The sequence below is a fragment of the Mycobacterium lehmannii genome (assembly GCF_001499925.1).
Taxonomy (GTDB): Bacteria; Actinomycetota; Actinomycetes; order Mycobacteriales; family Mycobacteriaceae; genus Mycobacterium; species Mycobacterium lehmannii.
Genome location: NZ_LQIR01000045.1, coordinates 41,431 through 58,361 on the forward strand (window position 1 = coordinate 41,431; position 16,931 = coordinate 58,361).

The 16,931-nt window shown below is 65.7% G+C and carries 18 protein-coding genes; 10 read left to right on the forward strand and 8 right to left on the reverse strand.

Annotated elements, in window-relative coordinates:
• Positions 1 to 5 precede the first annotated feature (5 nt).
• The gene (locus AU192_RS19585) at positions 6 to 1,658 is read right to left on the reverse strand and encodes an acyl-CoA synthetase (RefSeq protein ID WP_064399185.1); all 1,653 of its coding nucleotides are present in this window, start codon (positions 1,656 to 1,658) and stop codon (positions 6 to 8) included.
• Between the two features lie 69 nt (positions 1,659 to 1,727).
• Here AU192_RS19585 and AU192_RS19590 point away from each other — a divergent pair, with 69 nt between their 5' ends.
• Positions 1,728 to 2,528: a crotonase/enoyl-CoA hydratase family protein gene (locus AU192_RS19590; RefSeq protein WP_064399186.1), complete on the forward strand. Its 801-nt coding sequence runs from the start codon at positions 1,728 to 1,730 to the stop codon at positions 2,526 to 2,528.
• A 94-nt stretch (positions 2,529 to 2,622) separates the two neighbouring features.
• Here the strand turns inward: AU192_RS19590 and AU192_RS19595 are convergent, their stop codons facing one another.
• Genes AU192_RS19595 through AU192_RS19605 form a run of 3 tightly spaced genes read right to left on the reverse strand, consistent with a single transcriptional unit; the run spans position 2,623 to position 5,640 of the window.
• Complete coding sequence (locus AU192_RS19595) at positions 2,623 to 3,828, reverse strand: cytochrome P450 (RefSeq protein WP_064399187.1); 1,206 nt, start codon at positions 3,826 to 3,828, stop codon at positions 2,623 to 2,625.
• Positions 3,825 to 4,544 carry an acetoacetate decarboxylase family protein gene (locus AU192_RS19600; protein ID WP_064399188.1) on the reverse strand — a complete coding sequence of 240 codons (720 nt, stop codon included), beginning with the start codon at positions 4,542 to 4,544 and terminating at the stop codon, positions 3,825 to 3,827. The genes AU192_RS19595 and AU192_RS19600 overlap by 4 nt, the downstream gene beginning before the upstream one ends.
• A gap of 55 nt (positions 4,545 to 4,599) precedes the next feature.
• Positions 4,600 to 5,640 (reverse strand): LLM class F420-dependent oxidoreductase, encoded by a 1,041-nt coding sequence (locus tag AU192_RS19605; protein ID WP_064399189.1) that lies wholly within the window; start codon positions 5,638 to 5,640, stop codon positions 4,600 to 4,602.
• Between the two features lie 58 nt (positions 5,641 to 5,698).
• On the opposite strand from AU192_RS19605, the gene AU192_RS19610 reads away from it, so the two are divergent.
• Genes AU192_RS19610 through AU192_RS19630 form a run of 5 tightly spaced genes read left to right on the forward strand, consistent with a single transcriptional unit; the run spans position 5,699 to position 10,261 of the window.
• The gene (locus AU192_RS19610; protein ID WP_064399190.1) at positions 5,699 to 6,703 is read left to right on the forward strand and encodes a Zn-ribbon domain-containing OB-fold protein; all 1,005 of its coding nucleotides are present in this window, start codon (positions 5,699 to 5,701) and stop codon (positions 6,701 to 6,703) included.
• Between the two features lie 15 nt (positions 6,704 to 6,718).
• Positions 6,719 to 7,786 (forward strand): thiolase domain-containing protein, encoded by a 1,068-nt coding sequence (locus AU192_RS19615; RefSeq protein WP_064399191.1) that lies wholly within the window; start codon positions 6,719 to 6,721, stop codon positions 7,784 to 7,786.
• Entirely contained in the window at positions 7,783 to 8,958 is a 1,176-nt protein-coding gene (locus tag AU192_RS19620) for a thiolase domain-containing protein (protein ID WP_064399192.1), read from the forward strand. The genes AU192_RS19615 and AU192_RS19620 overlap by 4 nt, the downstream gene beginning before the upstream one ends.
• An 11-nt stretch (positions 8,959 to 8,969) precedes the next feature.
• Entirely contained in the window at positions 8,970 to 9,848 is an 879-nt protein-coding gene (locus AU192_RS19625) for a TIGR03619 family F420-dependent LLM class oxidoreductase (RefSeq protein WP_064399363.1), read from the forward strand.
• Positions 9,845 to 10,261 carry a nuclear transport factor 2 family protein gene (locus AU192_RS19630; RefSeq protein WP_064399193.1) on the forward strand — a complete coding sequence of 139 codons (417 nt, stop codon included), beginning with the start codon at positions 9,845 to 9,847 and terminating at the stop codon, positions 10,259 to 10,261. Before AU192_RS19625 ends, AU192_RS19630 begins: the two co-directional genes overlap by 4 nt.
• Here the strand turns inward: AU192_RS19630 and AU192_RS19635 are convergent.
• Positions 10,258 to 11,250 carry an MOSC domain-containing protein gene (locus tag AU192_RS19635; RefSeq protein ID WP_207544959.1) on the reverse strand — a complete coding sequence of 331 codons (993 nt, stop codon included), beginning with the start codon at positions 11,248 to 11,250 and terminating at the stop codon, positions 10,258 to 10,260. The genes AU192_RS19630 and AU192_RS19635 overlap by 4 nt on opposite strands.
• Before the next feature lie 141 nt (positions 11,251 to 11,391).
• Here AU192_RS19635 and AU192_RS19640 point away from each other — a divergent pair, with 141 nt between their 5' ends.
• The gene (locus AU192_RS19640) at positions 11,392 to 12,015 is read left to right on the forward strand and encodes a hypothetical protein (protein ID WP_064399194.1); all 624 of its coding nucleotides are present in this window, start codon (positions 11,392 to 11,394) and stop codon (positions 12,013 to 12,015) included.
• On the opposite strand, the gene AU192_RS19645 is transcribed toward AU192_RS19640, so the two are convergent.
• Complete coding sequence (locus AU192_RS19645) at positions 12,016 to 12,546, reverse strand: gamma carbonic anhydrase family protein (protein WP_064399195.1); 531 nt, start codon at positions 12,544 to 12,546, stop codon at positions 12,016 to 12,018.
• Between the two features lie 131 nt (positions 12,547 to 12,677).
• On the opposite strand from AU192_RS19645, the gene AU192_RS19650 reads away from it, so the two are divergent.
• From AU192_RS19650 to AU192_RS19660, 3 genes are read left to right on the forward strand one after another with little or no spacing between them, the layout of a single operon-like run.
• Positions 12,678 to 13,844 carry a 3-ketosteroid-9-alpha-monooxygenase, oxygenase component gene (locus AU192_RS19650; protein ID WP_064399196.1) on the forward strand — a complete coding sequence of 389 codons (1,167 nt, stop codon included), beginning with the start codon at positions 12,678 to 12,680 and terminating at the stop codon, positions 13,842 to 13,844.
• A complete protein-coding gene (locus tag AU192_RS19655; RefSeq protein ID WP_064399197.1) occupies positions 13,841 to 14,314 on the forward strand; it encodes a hypothetical protein in 474 nt (157 codons plus the stop codon). The genes AU192_RS19650 and AU192_RS19655 overlap by 4 nt, the downstream gene beginning before the upstream one ends.
• Positions 14,315 to 14,350: 36 nt before the next feature.
• Entirely contained in the window at positions 14,351 to 14,995 is a 645-nt protein-coding gene (locus tag AU192_RS19660; protein WP_064399198.1) for a sensor domain-containing protein, read from the forward strand.
• A 13-nt stretch (positions 14,996 to 15,008) separates the two neighbouring features.
• On the opposite strand, the gene AU192_RS19665 is transcribed toward AU192_RS19660, so the two are convergent.
• Together AU192_RS19665 and AU192_RS19670 are read right to left on the reverse strand one after the other, a co-directional pair.
• Positions 15,009 to 16,151: a sulfotransferase family protein gene (locus tag AU192_RS19665; RefSeq protein ID WP_064399199.1), complete on the reverse strand. Its 1,143-nt coding sequence runs from the start codon at positions 16,149 to 16,151 to the stop codon at positions 15,009 to 15,011.
• Entirely contained in the window at positions 16,148 to 16,930 is a 783-nt protein-coding gene (locus AU192_RS19670) for an SDR family oxidoreductase (RefSeq protein ID WP_064399200.1), read from the reverse strand. Before AU192_RS19670 ends, AU192_RS19665 begins: the two co-directional genes overlap by 4 nt.
• Position 16,931: the final 1 nt, after the last annotated feature.

Sequence of the window (16,931 nt, forward strand, 5' to 3'; positions counted from 1 at the left end):
TCCCGTCACGACGCCGACCCCACATGGTTGGCGTGCACCTCGTCGGCGGGGCGCTCTTCGGTGACGTCCTTGGCCCAGCGGTAGTCCGGCTTACCGGCCGGCGTGCGGTGAATGTCGTCGACCCACCAGATCTTGCGCGGCACCTTGTATCCCGCGATCTCCCGGCGGATGAACGTGTCGAGCTCGGCCAGCGTCGGGTTGGTGCCAGGGCGGCGGTGCACGACGGCTGCGACGCACTGGCCGTAGCGCTCGTCGGGCACGCCGACCACGAGCGCGTCGAACACGTCGGGATGACCCTTGAGCGCGGCCTCGACCTCTTCGGGGTAGATCTTCTCGCCGCCGCTGTTGATCGACTGCGAGCCTCGCCCGAGCATCGTGACGGTGCCGTCGGCCTCGACCTCGGCGTAGTCACCCGGGATGGCGTAGCGAATCCCGTTGAACGTCTTGAACGTTTCGGCCGTCTTCTTCTCGTCCTTGTAGTACCCGACCGGGATGTTGCCCTTCTTCGCGATCAACCCGCGCACACCCGATCCCGGCTTGACCTCGTTGCCGTCCTCATCGAGGACGACGGTGCGGTGGTCGATCGTGACCCGCGGCCCGCCGGTGTGCGACTGCCCCTTGGCCACGATGCTGGTGCCGCCGAAGCCGGTCTCCGAGGATCCGATCGAATCGGTGATCACCCGGTTGGGCAGCAGTTCGAGGAACTTCTCCTTGATGCTGGTGGAGAACAGTGCGGCTGTGCTCGCGAGCAGGAACAACGCCGACAGGTCGGGCTCGCGACCGGCGTCGTGCAGTTTGGTCAACGCGTCGAGCAGCGGGCGGGCCATCGCATCGCCGGTGAAGAACAGCAGGTTTACCTTGTGCTTCTCGATGGTCTGCCAGACCTCGTCGGCGTCGAATTCCGGTGCCAGCACAGTGGTTTGACCGGAGAACAACGACATCCAGGTCGCCGATTGCGTGGCGCCGTGGATCATCGGCGGAATCGGGTAGCGGATCATCGGCGGGTTCTCTGCGGCCGCCTTCGCCAGGTCGTACTCGTCCTTGACGAACTCGCCGGTGGCGAAGTCGGTGCCGCCGAACAACACCCGGTAGATGTCCTCATGACGCCACATCACGCCCTTGGGGAAACCGGTGGTGCCGCCGGTGTAGAGCAGATAGATGTCGTCCTCGCTGCGCGGACCGAAATCACGCTCGGGCGAACTCTGTCCGAGCGCGGAGTAGAACTCGACGCCGCCGTAACGCTCGAAGTCGTCATCGCTGCCGTCCTCCACCACCAGGACGGTCTTCACGGCAGGCGCCTCGGGAAGCACGTTCGCGACGCGGTCGGCGTAGCGGCGCTCGTGTACCAGCGCGACCATGTCGGAGTTCTCGAACAGGTACTTCAGCTCGCCCTCGACGTAGCGGAAGTTGACGTTGACCAGGATGGCGCCGGCCTTGACGATGCCCAGCATCGCAACGACGATCTCGTTGCGGTTGCGGCAGTACAGGCCGACCTTGTCGTCCTTCTTGACGCCCTGGTCGATGAGGTAGTGGGCCAACCGGTTGGCCTGCTCCTCCAACTGGGCGTACGTCAACTGGTCGTCGCCGCAGATGAGGGCGACACGGTCTGGCACGGCGTCGATGGCGTGCTCGGCGAGATCGGCAATGTTCAGGGCCACGAGACCTAAACTAGAACGTGTTACATTTCCAGACAAGTCTGTGGCATCGACGCTGGAAGGCGAACCCTCGTGAGTGATCCCCAGAAGGGCCCCGACGCCCTCATTGAGCAGCGCGGACACACCCTGATCCTGACGCTGAACCGGCCCGAGGCACGCAATGCGCTGTCGACCGAGATGCTCTCGATCATGGTGGACGCCTGGGACCGCGTCGACAACGATCCCGAGATCCGCACCTGCATCCTGACCGGCGCCGGCGGCTACTTCTGCGCGGGTATGGACCTCAAGGCGGCCACGGCCAAGCCGCCGGGCGACTCGTTCTCCGACGGCAGCTACGACCCGTCGCGCATCGACGCGCTGCTGAAGGGCCGCCGACTGACCAAACCGCTGATCGCCGCCGTCGAGGGCCCGGCCATCGCGGGCGGCACCGAGATCCTGCAGGGCACCGACATCCGCATCGCGGGCGAGAGCGCCAAGTTCGGCATCTCCGAGGCGAAGTGGAGCCTGTACCCGATGGGCGGATCGGCGGTGCGCCTGGTGCGCCAGATTCCGTACACCATCGCGTGTGATCTGCTGTTGACGGGCAGGCACATCACCGCCGCCGAGGCCAAGGAGTACGGGCTGATCGGCTATGTGGTGCCCGACGGCTCCGCGCTGGACAAGGCGCTGGAGATCGCCGAGGTGATCAACAACAACGGGCCGCTGGCCGTGCAGGCGATCCTGAAAACCATCCGCGAGACCGAGGGCATGCACGAGAACGAGGCGTTCAAGCCCGACACCGCCAACGGCATCCCGGTGTTCTTGAGCGAGGACGCCAAGGAGGGCCCGCGGGCGTTCAAGGAGAAGCGCGCCCCGAACTTCCAGATGAAGTAGGACCGCAGCGCCCCCCGCGCCCTCGCTCGTTCGTGAAACCTGCGACGGTTTCGGTCGGATTTCCGTCGCTCATTTCACAATCGGCGCAATGGGATTAGAGCACCTTCGCCGTCGGCGTGAACGCCACCGGCATCTTCTCCAGACCACTCACGAAATTGGCGGGCCGCAAGGGCAACTCGTCGCCGGAGGCCAGTCTCAGATCGGGCAGTCGCTGCAGCAGTTTGGTCTGCATGACCGACAGCTCGAGTCGCGCGAGCTGGTTGCCCAGGCAGAAGTGCGTGCCGAAGCCGAACGCCAAGTGGTTGTTCGGATAGCGCTCGATATCGAAAGACTCGGGACGCTCAAAAACCGCCTCGTCGAAGTTGGCCGACTCGAACAGCAGGATCATTTTCTCGCCCTCTTTGAGGGCCGTTCCGTGGAACTCGGTGTCAGCGGTGACGGTCCGCGCCATGTTCTTCACCGGCGCCGTCCAGCGCAGCATCTCCTCGATCGCGTTGGGCAGCAACGACAGATCGCCCGCGAGGCGCCGATGCTGCTCGGGGTGCAACAGCAACTGCCGCGTGCCGCCGGACAGGGTGTGCCGCGTGGTCTCATCACCGCCGATCAACAGCAGCAGCACCTCGGTGACGATCTGATGGTCCTCGAGCTTGCTGCCCTCGACCTCGGCGTGCACCAACACGCTGACCAGATCGTCGGTCGGGGTCTCCTTGCGGGCCGCGATCATGCCCATCATGTATTCGCTGTAGGCCGCGAAGGCGTCCATGGTGACCTGGAATTCCTCCGGGTCCGCGGTGCTGCTGAGGGCACCCACCAGGTCGTCGGACCACTTGAGGAACATCTCGCGCTCCTCGGGACGGACCCCGAGCATGTCGCCGATGACGGCCATCGGCAGCGGCGCGGCGATGTCCCAGACGAAGTCGCATTCGCCGCGCTCGCACACGTTGTCGATCAGTGTGTCGCACAGGTTCTCGATCGAGCCCTCCAGGTCTTTCACCCGCTTACGCGTGAACCCGGAGTTGACGAGCTTGCGGCGCAGCAGATGCTGCGGGTCGTCCATCTCGATCATCATCTCGACGCCCGGTTGGTCGGGTCGGATGCCACCGGCGTTGGAGAACAGCTCCGGGTTGCGCTCGGCCTCGATCACGGCGGCATACGTTGCGGCCGCTGCCAATCCGTTGCGGTCACGGAACACCGGTTCGTTCTCGCGCATCCACTTGTAGACCGACCGCGAGTCGCCGGCGTAGAAGGCGCCGTCGGTCAGGTCGACATCGGGTTTGGTCTGCGGCGCCGTAACGGTCACGATCGAAGCTCCTCTGCATCCGCGAACGACATCTCCACGTTCCCAGCCGAACCGGAGAACAAAGCGCGTTTGGGGAAGCCTAGCGAGGCCAGTTCCTTCGCATAGGGATGTTCGCCGAGCCGGACCCTGGCTCCGCCCGGCCGGTAGCGCACGTCGCTCAGCTTCATCTCGCCGACGGTCCGGCGCACCACACCGTCGCGACAGGAGTACGTGGGGTGGGCCTGCGGCTTGGCGGTGAACTTGCCCGGAACCGGTAGGCCGGGACGGAAATCCATGCCGACCGCGAACTGGCCGTCGATGGTGACGTCGAACGAGTACGTGTGCCCGTCACGAATCGTGAACTCCGACATCACCTTCGGATAACCCCAAATCTTTGTTCCCGCCTCCAGCGTGAACGCCTGATCGACCGGCAGGTGGTGGATGAACGCACCCGCGGACTGCAGAGCCCGCGGACCCGTCGCATCCGAACCCGGCGGGTTCACCATCACGTTGGTGCCGTACTCGTAGTACTGGCCGAGGTCGCCGTCCTCGTAGCGCATCAGCATCAGCACCGCGATCGCTCGGCCCGGCAGGAACCGGCAGACCCTCAGACCGCTGTAGTCGATCAATTGTTGAGCGGCGTCGGCGTCCACCGAAAACATCGCCATGTGCTGATGCGCCTTGCGGATTTTCACCGGCATGGTGAGCACCGTGCCTGCGATGGTGTGCTGGGTCATCGCGTCAATCTAGAACGCCGGGTAGACAACTAGCAAGGAAGTGTCTACTCGACGTCTACACAAGCGCGGCGAGATCCCGAATCTGCTCGGGCGAACGCGCGCCGACGACCATCATCGTCACGCCCGCCGCCTCCCACGCCTTGATCTGTTCCTGCACATAACCGAGGTCGCCGACGATCGCCGAGTCGTCGACCAATTCGTCGGGGATGATCTTGGCCGCTCGCTCTTTGCCGTCCTTTTGTCCGCTGCGGAACAGCTTGGTCACGTCCTCGACGACCTCCGCATAACCCATCCGGCGGTAGACGTCGGCGTGGAAGTTGGTGTCCTCGGCGCCCATCCCGCCCATGTAAAGCGCCAGATGCGGCTTCATCAGTTCCATGATCTCGGCGCGGTCATCGGTGACGACCACCTGCGCCGTCGCGCAGATCTCGAAGTCCTCGCGGCTGCGGCGCGCACCGGGGCGGGCGAAGCCCTCGTCGAGCCACTCGTTGTACATGTCGGCGATGCGCGGTGAGTAAAAGATCGGCAGCCAGCCATCGCAGATCTCCGCGGCCAGTGCAACGTTCTTCGGCCCTTCGGCGCCCAGCATCACCGGAATGTCGGCGCGCAGCGGATGCGTGATCGGTTTGAGGTTCTTGCCCAGACCCGTCGTGCCCTCGCCGGTCAGCGGCAGCGGATAGTGCGGGCCGTCGCTGCGCACGGGGGCTTCGCGGGCCCACACCTGACGCAGGATGTCGATGTACTCGCGGGTGCGGGCCAGCGGCTTCGGGAACCGCTGGCCGTACCAGCCCTCGACGACCTGCGGTCCGGAGACGCCCAGCCCGAGGATGTGCCGTCCGCCGGAGAGGTGGTCGAGCGTCAGCGCCGCCATCGCGCACGCGGTCGGAGTGCGCGCCGACAACTGGATGACCGACGTGCCCAACCGCATGCGCTTGGTCTCGCGGCCCCACCACGCCAGCGGTGTGTAGGCGTCCGAGCCCCAGGCTTCGGCGGTGAACACCGTGTCGAAGCCGGCCTCCTCGGCGGCGGCGACCAGTTCGGCGTGGTTCTCAGGCGGTTGCGCGCCCCAATACCCCAATTGCAGTCCGAGCTTCATTTGCAGACCTCATAACGGTGTCTTGAAACCATTGTTAGAACCTGTTCTACTCGATGCCGTGACCACCAGCCAAAGCAGCCCGGTGCAGATCGATCCGCATGAGCGGCCGCTTTCCGCGCCGCTGAAGCTCTCATTCGACTACACCCGTTCAGTCGGACCACTCCTGTCCCAGTTCTTCACCGCCCTGCGCGAGCGACGCATCGTCGGAGTGCGCGGTTCGGATGGGCGGGTGCACGTGCCGCCTGCCGAGTTCGATCCCGTGACCTACGAGCGATTGACGGAAATCGTACCGGTGGCCGGTGTCGGGACCGTGGTTTCGTGGACCTGGCAGCCGGCCCCGCTCCAGGGTCAGCCTCTCGACCGGCCGTTCGCGTGGGCCCTGATCAAACTGGACGGCGCCGACACCCCGTTGCTGCACGCGGTCGATGCCGAGTCGTCCGACGCGATCAGCACCGGCGCGCGGGTGCACGCGCACTGGGTCGACGAACCCGTCGGCGCCATCACCGACATCGCGTACTTCGCCCTCGGCGACGAGGCGGAACCGGAGGGTCAGCCCGACAACCGCGACCCGGTGACGGTGCAGGTGTCGCCGTCGTCGATCGAGATCCAGCACACCGCATCGTTGCCCGAAAGCACATTCCTGCGGGCGCTCGAGGAGGGCAAGCTGCTCGGGGCGCGCTCGAAGCACGGCCGTGATGGCAAGCCAGGCAAGGTGTACTTCCCACCCAGAGAGGCCGACCCCGCCACCGGTCTCGCGCTCGACGAGTTCCTCGAACTCTCGGACAAGGGCACCGTCACCACGTTCGCCGTGATCAACATCCCGTTCGCCGGGCAGCGCATCAAACCGCCCTACGTCGCCGCCTACGTGCTGCTCGACGGCGCCGACATTCCCTTCCTGCACTTGGTGACCGAGATCGAGGCGTCGGAGGTCCGGATGGGCATGCGCGTGGAAGCGGTCTGGAAACCGCGCGAGGAGTGGGGCCTGGGCATCGACAACATCGACCACTTCCGGCCGACGGGTGAGCCCGACGCCGACTACGACTCCTACAAGCACCACCTGTAAAGGGGCTTTCACTTCATGACTTCGGACAACGGGGTAGCGGTCGTCGGCTTCGCGCACGCACCACATGTACGGCGCACCGACGGGACCACCAACGGCGTCGAAATGCTGATGCCGTGCTTCCATCAGCTCTACGACGAGCTCGGCCTGAAGCAGACCGATATCGGGTTCTGGTGCTCGGGTTCGTCGGATTATCTTGCGGGCCGGGCTTTCTCATTCATCTCCGCGATCGACTCGATCGGTGCGGTGCCGCCGATCAACGAGTCGCACGTCGAGATGGACGCGGCGTGGGCGCTCTATGAGGCCTACATCAAGATCCTCACCGGTGAGGTGGACACCGCGCTGGTGTACGGCTTCGGCAAGTCCAGCGCGGGTGTGCTGCGCCGGGTGCTGGCGCTGCAGACCGACCCGTACAGCGTGGCCCCGCTGTGGCCGGACGCGGTGTCGATGGCCGGCCTGCAGGCGCGGTTCGGACTGGACGCCGGCAAGTGGACCGCCGAGCAGATGGCGCAGGTGGCGCTGGACGCGATGACGGCCGCCGGCCGCACCGACAGCGAGAAGCCGGCCAAATCGATCGATGAACTCCTGGAACGTCCGTACTTCGCGGATCCGTTGCGCCGCCACGACATCGCGCCGATCACCGACGGCGCGTCGGCGATCGTGCTCGCCGCCGGTGACCGGGCACGTGAGCTCCGTGAGAACCCCGCGTGGATCACCGGGATCGAACATCGCATCGAGACGCCAATACTGGGCGCCCGTGATCTGACCACCTCGCCGTCGACGGCGGCGTCCGCACAGGCAGCCACCGGCGGTGACGCGGGATCCATCGAAGTGGCCGAGATCTACGCGCCGTTCAGCCACCAGCACCTGATCCTCACCGAGGCGATCGGCTTGGGCGGCAAGACGAAGGTCAACCCGTCGGGTGGAGCCTTGTCCGCCAACCCGATGTTCTCCGCGGGCCTCGAGCGCATCGGGTTCGCCGCACAACACATCTTCACCGGCTCCGCGCAGCGGGTGTTGGCGCATGCCACGAGCGGGCCTGCGCTGCAACAGAATCTGGTCGCGGTCCTGGAAGGACGGTCATGAGCAAGCAACTGGCTGCGGTACTGGGCACCGGACAGACGAAATACGTCGCCAAGCGCCAGGACGTGTCGATGAACGGCCTGGTGCGCGAAGCCATCGACAAGGCGCTGGCCGACGCGGGCGCGACGATGGACGACATCGACGCGGTGGTGGTCGGCAAGGCGCCGGACTTCTTCGAGGGCGTGATGATGCCCGAACTGTTCATGGCCGATGCCGTCGGTGCGACGAACAAGCCGTTGATCCGCGTGCACACCGCCGGTTCGGTGGGCGGTTCGACCGCGGTGGTGGCCGCCAGCCTCGTGCAGTCCGGCAAATACCGGCGCGTGCTGGCGATGGCGTGGGAGAAGCAGTCCGAGTCGAACGCCATGTGGGCGTTGAGCATTCCGGTGCCGTTCACCAAACCCGTCGGCGCGGGCGCAGGCGGTTACTTCGCCCCACACGTGCGCGCCTACATCCGCCGCTCCGGCGCACCCAACCACATCGGTGCGATGGTCGCGGTCAAGGACCGGCTCAACGGCGCCAAGAACCCGTTGGCCCATCTGCATCAGCCCGACATCACGCTGGAGAAGGTGATGTCATCGCAGATGCTGTGGGACCCTATCCGATTCGACGAGACGTGCCCGTCCTCCGACGGCGCCTGCGCACTGGTGATCGGCAATGAGGAGATTGCCGACCAGCGTCTGGCCGACGGCAACCCGGTCGCCTGGATCCACGCGACCGCGCTTCGCACCGAACCACTGGCGTACTCGGGTCGCGATCAGGTCAATCCGCAAGCGGGCCGCGACGCGGCCAAGGCGTTGTGGGAATCCGCGGGCATCACGAGCCCGATCGACGAGATCGACGTCGCCGAGATCTATGTGCCTTTCTCCTGGTTCGAGCCGATGTGGCTCGAGAACCTCGGCTTCGCAGCGGAGGGTGAGGGCTGGAAGCTGACCGAGGCCGGGGAGACCGCGATCGGCGGACGCATCCCGCTCAACGCCTCTGGCGGTGTGCTGTCCTCCAATCCCATTGGCGCGTCGGGCATGATCCGGTTCGCCGAGGCGGCGATCCAGGTGATGGGCAAGGCCGGTGAGCACCAGGTCGAGGGCGCCCGCAAGGCGCTCGGTCACGCCTACGGCGGCGGATCGCAGTACTACTCGATGTGGGTGGTTTCCAGCGACAAGCCGGCAGCGTGACCGTGACCCGGATGCAGTACACGTGCGCGGTGCCGATGTGCCCGATCGATCAGCTCGTCGACATCGCCAGGACCGCCGAGGAGGTTGGCTTCACCTCGATCGCGTTGCCGGACTCCATCTTCTATATGGAGAAGCAATCGGCGGACTACCCCTACACCCCGGATGGCTCGCGGATGTGGGACGAGAACACCCCGTGGGTGGACCCGCTGATCGCCGCCGGCGCGATGGGTGCGGTGACGTCGACGCTGCGCTTCTACACCAACGTGATGAAGTTGGGCTCGCGCAACCCGCTGCTACTCGCGCGCCAGGTCGGGTCGGTGGCCAACCTGACCAACAACCGGTTCGGGTTCGGTGTTGGGATCGGTTGGGCACCTGAGGAGTTCGAGTGGTGCGGCCAGCCGTACGCCAAGCGCGGCAAGCGGGTCGACGAGATGATCGAGGTCATCAAACTCGTGCTGGCCGGCGGCATGGTCGAGTTCCACGGCGAGTTCTACGACTTCGACAAGCTGCAGATGAGCCCGGCGCCCACCGCAGCGGTCCCGTTCTACGTCGGCGGCCACACCGACGTCGCGCTCAAGCGCGCGGCGCGTGTCGGCGACGGGTGGACCAGCGCGATGATGACCGGTGAGCAGCTGGCCGAGACGATCGCCAAGCTCAAGGCGCTGCTTGCCGAATACGGTCGCGCCGACGCACCGTTTGAGTTTCAAGCGGTGTGCATCGACAAGTTCGGCGTCGACGGCCACCGTGAACTAGCCGAATCCGGCGTCACCGACAACATCGTGATGCCCTGGGTGTTCGAAGGATTGGGCTTCGACGCACCGCTCAAGGACAAACAGGATTCGATGAAGCGCTTCGCCGACACCTACATCCACTCGGGCTGGCAGCAGTGACCGTCACCAACCCCGATGCACCGGTCCACCTGGCGGGCAAGCGATCCCGCGAGGCGGCGATCGCCCACGACAAGCAGGCATGGCTGGACAACTTCGCCGAGGACGCCGTCGTCGAGGATCCGATCGGACCGTCGCATTTCGACCCGGAGGGCAAAGGCCATCGCGGCAAGGAAGCCATCGCCGCGTTCTACGACAAGGCGATCGCGCCCAGCGAGTTGCGTTTCGACTTCGTCGAGACGTTCCAGTGCGGCAACGAGGAAGCCAACGTCGGCCGTATCGTGATCCGGTCCGCGGGTTACGAGGTGACGGCCGAGGGCGTGTTCACCTACCGCGTCGACGACGAGGGCAAACTCGTTGCACTGCGCGCCTATTGGGAGCTGGACCGCGCCACCGCCAGCGCGCGCAAGCTCTAACGGAAGATCCGGTCGGCGGCCGCGGTGGCCAGACCGAGGGTGAAGCGCTTGGCGCTCATCGTGGCGTCGTCGAGCAGCTTCCTCGGACGTGACGCGGAGGCCGTTCGGATGTCGACGTCGTCACCCACCCGCACCATGCCGGGCTGCGGGACTGTGCAGTAGACGCCGAGGCACCGCTGGGCGCGGCCGGCCACGGCGCGGGTGATCCTGCGGTCCACCTCGAGTCCCGGCTGCGCTCGGCTGGGCACGACGCAGCGAACGGTCTGCGAGATGACGTCGAGGCCCACATCACCGATCCTGGCTTCGGCGCCCACCCAGCTCGATTCGGGGAGGTCCCCTTCCGGGTCGCCGAGCGTTATCAGCACATTGGGCCGGAACCGCCGCACGTCGACGTCGTCACCGATCTCGTCAGCGATGGCGGCCACGCTGGTGGCGGTCATGATGTGCACCGGAGCGAGATCGACGAACATGCCGGGCGGCGTCGAATAGCGGCCGAGCTTCAACAGCTCGCCCATTGGGAACTTCGCCAGGTCGGGAAGCTTCTCGCCCTCGGTGACCCCGAAGTCGGCGCGCAACTGGGCCGAGGCCACGGCGTCCTTCCGGTTGTGCAGCCGCATGCGGTGCAGGCTCGTGTCTTCGGCCGGCGGCAGGGCGGTGAGCCGGACTTCGCGGTCCACCAGTTCGGAAAGCTTGGTGTGCACCGCGGGGTCGCGGCTCGACAGAACAGTGCCGTCGGGGAAGGTGATCTCCACCTCGGGCACGTTTCCGGGGCCCGCGTCCGGTGGCAGCGGGTCGACGTAGCGCGCCGTTGCGGTCAGCAGCAGCGGAATGCGTCGGGCCGAAGCCGTGATGTCGCGTTCGAGGTCACGCACCGCCCACAGCCGGTCGCCGAGCACTCCGCGCGGACCGATGTGGGTCTCGTCCACCGTGACCCCGCCCAGCGACTTGACCGGGTGGCGCCACAGTTGGGCAACTTGGCCGATGGTCATGGCGCCACCGTACCGCCCGAAGCACCGTTACCAGGGTCGATGGTCAGGTCGGTACGTTGAGTTATTGATCTCTGACCCAACTCTGGAGAGCGAAGTCCGATCGCATTGCCTGAGAACCGCCGTCTTACCCGTCTGAAGTGCATGTCTGCCGCCGCCACGACGGCGCTGATCTGCGCCGCCGCCGTCGGCTGCGACGCGGCTGCCCCAGGTCCGGACACGGGCACCACGGGCTCGACCACGTCGCCAACCGGCTCTCCGGCTCCTGCCGCCACCACGACCAGCGGCACCGACAAGCCGGACACGACCGTCGACTACGGCCGCCTGCTGCTACAGGCGTCCGATCTCAGCGACGACGAAGACACCTTCACCGTCCAGTCGACGAACCCGGCCCCCGGCGGTCTGCCCGGCGCGAGCGCCCTTTTCGTCAACCAGGACGACACGCGTGCGATCGCCAACACGGTCGTGATCTACCCGGATGCCGAAACCGCGACCCGAACACTGCGCGAGGCCATACCCCAGCTCAACCAGGTGGTCGCCGACGCGACACCGCGACCGGCTCCGGTGGGCGCAGACGGCATCATCGCCGTCGGCGAGTCGGTCGACCGCAGCAAGGCAGAAACGATGCTGCTGTTCACGCGGGGTCCGGCGCTGGTGCGACTGGAATTTCAGAGCGCACTCGGCGACGCCACCACCGACGAATTCGTGATCAACGTCGGCAGGATGCAGGACATCGCACTGCGCACCGGCCTGCCGGAGCCGCGGTAGTCACTCCTCGACGGCGTGCAGACCCGTCGAGTACCGGCGAGCCAACTCCTGGTACGCACCGGGATTGGTGTTCACCCACATCTCCGCGCCGGTTCCTGCGATCGGGCCGCGCACCTTCGCGGGCGCCCCTGTCACCAGCACCTCGTCGGGGATCTTCGTGCCGCCGACGACGAGCGAGTGCGCCGCGATCATGGTGCGCGCGCCGATGACCGCGCCGTCGAGCACCGTGCAGTGATTGGCGAGCACCGCCTCCGCGCCGATGTGCGCACCGTGCACGACGCACGCGTGTGCGACCGTGGCGCCGGGTCCGATGTCCACAGGGATGCCGGGCGGGGCGTGCAGGATGCAGCAGTCCTGCACGTTGGCGCCCTCGCGGACCACGATCGGAGCGAAGTCGGCCCGCAGGACCGCGTTGAACCAGACCGAGGCGCCCGCCTCGACATGCACGTCACCGACCAGCGTGGCCGTCGGCGCGATGAACGCGTCCGGATCGATCGTCGGTGCGCGCCCCTCGAAGGAGTACAACGGCATCGTTTGGTTATACCCCTAGTTGAGTGGCAATGAGCGCTCCATGAGGGAGCGGATTACCTGCATAGATTGCGTGTGGAGCGGGAAAAACTGTAACGTGTTCTAGTTAGAGACACAGAACCGGGAGGCCCACCGTGACTACCAACAGCGCGGGAATTCGTGAGATCGACACCGGCGCCCTGCCCGATCGGTACGCCCGGGGTTGGCACTGCCTCGGCCCGGTGAAGAACTACCTGGACGGCAAGCCGCACGGCATCGAGATTTTCGGCACCATGCTGGTGGTCTTCGCCGATTCGCACGGCGATGTGAAGGTGCTCGACGGCTACTGCCGCCACATGGGCGGAAACCTCTCCCAGGGCACGATCAAGGGCGACGAGGTGGCGTGCCCGTTCCACGACTGGCGCTGGGGCGGGGACGGCAAGTGCAAGCTGGTGCCCTACGCCAAGCGCACACCGCGGCTGGCCCGCACTCGGGCTTGGGAGACCGACGTTCGCGGCGGGCTCCTGTTCGTCTGGCACGACCACGAGGGCAATCCGCCCCAGCCTGAGGTCCGGATCCCCGACATCCCGGAGGTCGAAAGCGACGAGTGGACCGACTGGAAGTGGAACTCGATCCTGATCGAGAACGCCAACTGCCGGGAGATCATCGACAACGTCACCGACATGGCGCACTTCTTCTACATCCACTACGGCTTGCCGACGTACTTCAAGAACGTCTTCGAGGGCCATATCGCGTCGCAGTATCTGCACAACGTGGGCCGGCCTGACATCAACGACATGGGCACCACATACGGTGAGGCGCACCTCGACTCGGAAGCGTCGTATTTCGGCCCGTCGTTCATGATCAACTGGCTGCACAACAATTACGGCGGATACAAGGCCGAGTCGATCCTGATCAACTGCCACTACCCCGTCACGCAGAACTCCTTCATGTTGCAGTGGGGCGTCATCGTCGAGAAGCCCAAGGGCCTGGACGAGAAGATGACCGAGAAGCTGGCCAATACGTTCACCGAGGGTGTCAGCAAGGGCTTCCTTCAGGACGTGGAGATCTGGAAGCACAAGACGCGCATCGACAATCCGCTCCTCGTCGAGGAGGACGGTGCGGTGTACCAGATGCGTCGGTGGTATCAGCAGTTCTACGTCGACGTCGCCGACGTCACCCCGGACATGACCGACCGCTTCGAGATCGAGGTCGACACCACGGCGGCCAACGAGAAGTGGCATGTCGAGGTCGAGGAGAACCTCAAGCGTCAGGCCGAAGAGAAGGACGAGAAGGAAAGAGCCGAGCAGACCTCGTCATGAGTCCGCGCGACGAAGTTCCTGATGTCGACCGGCTGGCCCGGGCGATGCTGATGCTGCATGGCACGCACGACGACGACCACGACCACGACCACGACCACGGCCACGGTCACGGCGGTTCGGCACCCGGAATCACCTCGAAGGCGCCCTCTTTCGGCGCCGAACGGGCGGCGGCGCTGCGAGAAGCTACCCAACGGGACCGCGAACGCTATCTGCGGTCGGGCCTGGTGTCCGTCGACTGCCGCTTCTGCCACGTCTCGGTGGACGTCAAAAAGCTGGGGCCGGCTCACACGTCGGTGCAGTGGAACACCGAGGCATCGCGACGGTGTGCGTACTTCACCGAGATCCGCGAATCCGGCGCCGACCCCGCCCGCGCCAAGGCCTGTCCCCGGCTGGCCGACAGCATCAAACACGCTGTGGCCGAAGGGTGCCTGGAGGAGATCTCGTCGGCCCCCTCCCCTGGCGACGGCTAGCTTTCCTCAACACGCGCAGTCGTAAAGTGCTCTGATATGCGCTGCGTTGCGGTCACATTCTGCCTGTTCGCGCTGACCGCTGCGGGCTGCACGCGGGTGGTTGACAGCCCCCAGCCGACGGTCGAACCGCCGGTCGCCCCGATCACCGCCGGACAGGTCGGCGACCTGCTGAGCCCCGACGTCACCAAGGGCGACGGAAACCTGTTCGTATCCGTCGACCCCGATGGCTGCGCGGGCGTGGCGCGTGAGGTGGATCCCCCGTTCATCGTCGCTCATGATCCCGCGGCGTACGACGGCGGGCACTGGATGACGGTCAACGGCGGTCGGGACGTGTACGTCGAGGAGATGGTCGGCGTCTACCGCGCCGATTTCGACGCCAAAGGTGCACTCGCACAGGCGAAACACACAATCGACTCCTGCCAGGGCATGACCTTTCGGGTCACCAGCATGGCCGAACGGGAATATCTCTTCGAACTTCTGCCGCCAGTCGATTCCGGTTTACCCGAGATTCTCCTGTGGTCGTTCAAGGGTGACGACTGGGCTTGTGACAGCGCGCTGGTCGCCGCGTACAACGCCGCGATCGAGATCTCGACATGCGGTCCCGCCAATGGCTACGACGTGCGGTCCCTGGCCGAGGACGCGCTCGAGCGGATCGAGAAGTTGGCCAACACCGCCGCTTGAACCGGGCACGAAGTCACAGCCCCCTGAAACGCTCCTTGACCTCGTCGTCGGTCAAGCCGTAATCGGCCAGGGAGTAGGTGTGCTTGGGTGCCCGTGGGCCCTTCTTGCTCTCTTCGTGAGTCGCGGTCGCCGCGTCACGCGCGGCGTCGGTGAACTCGATTCCGAACGCACGGTAGATGTCGGCCACAGCGCCGACGGGATCCTTGATCAGCTCGAAGTAGTCGAGATCGTAGAACTGGGCCGGATCGTGTTTGGCCCGTTCGGCGGTGAACAGTTCCAGTCCCCGCGACCAGGTCTCCAGCGAATCGCGTCCGATCGTCTCCCCGACGAACGTGTTCGACCAGCCCTCGGTGGTGTGCTGGGCCAGCGAGCACATCGACGCCATGATCGTCTCCGGCGGCCGGTGACACTGGATGACCAGCGCGTCCGGATACGTCTTGAACAGCGCGTCGAGCGCGAACAGGTGGCTCGGGTTCTTCAGGACCCACCGCTTCTCGGGTTCGTTGAGACCGATCAACTGAAGGTTCTTGCGGTGCCGCCGATAGGGCTTCGTCCAGTCCTGTTTGGCCAGCCACTGCGAATACGTCGGGATGTGGGCGAGCGTCTCGTAGGACACCGAATGCAGCGACTGGCGGAGCAACTGCCAGCATTCCTCGACCTCGTCGGCGGTCATGTAATGCAGGCCGGTGTAGTCCGGGTTCTCCGCGTGGGCCTTGCTGAACTGGGCGTCGAGTTGGGCGAAAACCGGGTTGTCGGACCAGGTTTCGCGAGGTGGCCGAGGTTGGGGAAATTCTGCGAGCCACAACTCCAGCCCTTGGTGGCGGGGGTCGGCGGCCAGCAGCCGATGAATCGCGGTGGTGCCGGTGCGGGGCAGGCCCGTCACGAAGATCGGCTTCTCGATCGAGACGTCGACGTGCTGCGGGTGCTGCTTCCACGCCGCTTCTGACACCAAGCGGGCGACCAGCGCGTTGCGTACGAAGAACCGTTGCATCTTGCTGCCGAATTCGGTGAGATCCGCGTCCCGGCGGTAGGACTCGAGCAGCACCCCGAGGGCCTCGCGGTAGTTGTCGTCGTCGCTGCCGAAGTCGTCGAGGCCGCAGGCCTTGGTCGCCGAAGCGTGCAGATCCTCGACCGTACCGACGTCCGTGCGCGTCACGCCTTGTACTCCCCGCAGTTGACATCCAGCGCCTGGCCGGTGATTCCACTCGACAGGTCGCTGGCCATGAACAGGATCGCCGAGGCCACCTCGTCCTCGGTGGGCAGCCGTTTGAGATCGGATGCGGCCGCGGTCGCCTTGTAGATCTCGTCGACGGTGGTGCCGTACTTGCCGGCCTGATGGTTGAAGTAGCTTTCCAACGTCCCGCCCCAGATATAGCCCGGCAGAATGGAATTCACCCGGATACCCTGCTCGCCGAGTTCGGTGGCCAACGACTGCGACATCGCCAGCAGCGCCGACTTGGCCATCTTGTAGGCGCCGTACTTGGCCTGCGAGTGACGCACCACCATGGAGTTCACGTTGACGACGGATCCGGTGGATGCCGCCAGCGCAGGGGTGAACCCCTGAATCAGCCGCAGCGCACCGAAGACGGTCAATTCGATCGCGTCACGCATGTGCTCGAAAGTGGTGTTGGCCAACGGCTTCATCGACGGCACCCGAAACGCGTTGTTGATGAGCACGTCGACCTTGCCGTACGCCTTCATCGTCTCGTCGACGAGGTTGTTCACCTGCGCGTCGTCGGTGATGTCGGTGCCAACCGACAGCGCCCGCCTACCCAGATCGGTGACCTGCTTGGCGACGTCCTCCAGGCGTTCGACCGTGCGGGCGGCCAGCACGAGGTCCGCGCCTTCCTGGGCGCATCGGCGCGCGAGCGTCGTGCCCAGTGCGGGTCCGACGCCGCTGATGACGACGACTTTTCCATCGAGCATCCCGACCATG

Bases quoted from the DNA above. Each gene is read 5' to 3' on its own strand.
- AU192_RS19645 (WP_064399195.1), bottom strand. From the start codon at position 12,546: ATGCCGTTGTACTCCTTCGAGGGGCGCGCACCGACGATCGATCCGGAC.
- AU192_RS19615 (WP_064399191.1), top strand. From the start codon at position 6,719: ATGACTTCGGACAACGGGGTAGCGGTCGTCGGCTTCGCGCACGCACCA.
- AU192_RS19670 (WP_064399200.1), bottom strand. From the start codon at position 16,930: ATGGTCGGGATGCTCGATGGAAAAGTCGTCGTCATCAGCGGCGTCGGA.
- AU192_RS19620 (WP_064399192.1), top strand. From the start codon at position 7,783: ATGAGCAAGCAACTGGCTGCGGTACTGGGCACCGGACAGACGAAATAC.
- AU192_RS19655 (WP_064399197.1), top strand. From the start codon at position 13,841: ATGAGTCCGCGCGACGAAGTTCCTGATGTCGACCGGCTGGCCCGGGCG.
- AU192_RS19660 (WP_064399198.1), top strand. From the start codon at position 14,351: ATGCGCTGCGTTGCGGTCACATTCTGCCTGTTCGCGCTGACCGCTGCG.
- AU192_RS19640 (WP_064399194.1), top strand. From the start codon at position 11,392: ATGTCTGCCGCCGCCACGACGGCGCTGATCTGCGCCGCCGCCGTCGGC.
- AU192_RS19635 (WP_207544959.1), bottom strand. From the start codon at position 11,250: ATGACCATCGGCCAAGTTGCCCAACTGTGGCGCCACCCGGTCAAGTCG.
- AU192_RS19605 (WP_064399189.1), bottom strand. From the start codon at position 5,640: ATGAAGCTCGGACTGCAATTGGGGTATTGGGGCGCGCAACCGCCTGAG.
- AU192_RS19600 (WP_064399188.1), bottom strand. From the start codon at position 4,544: ATGACCCAGCACACCATCGCAGGCACGGTGCTCACCATGCCGGTGAAA.
- AU192_RS19625 (WP_064399363.1), top strand. From the start codon at position 8,970: ATGCAGTACACGTGCGCGGTGCCGATGTGCCCGATCGATCAGCTCGTC.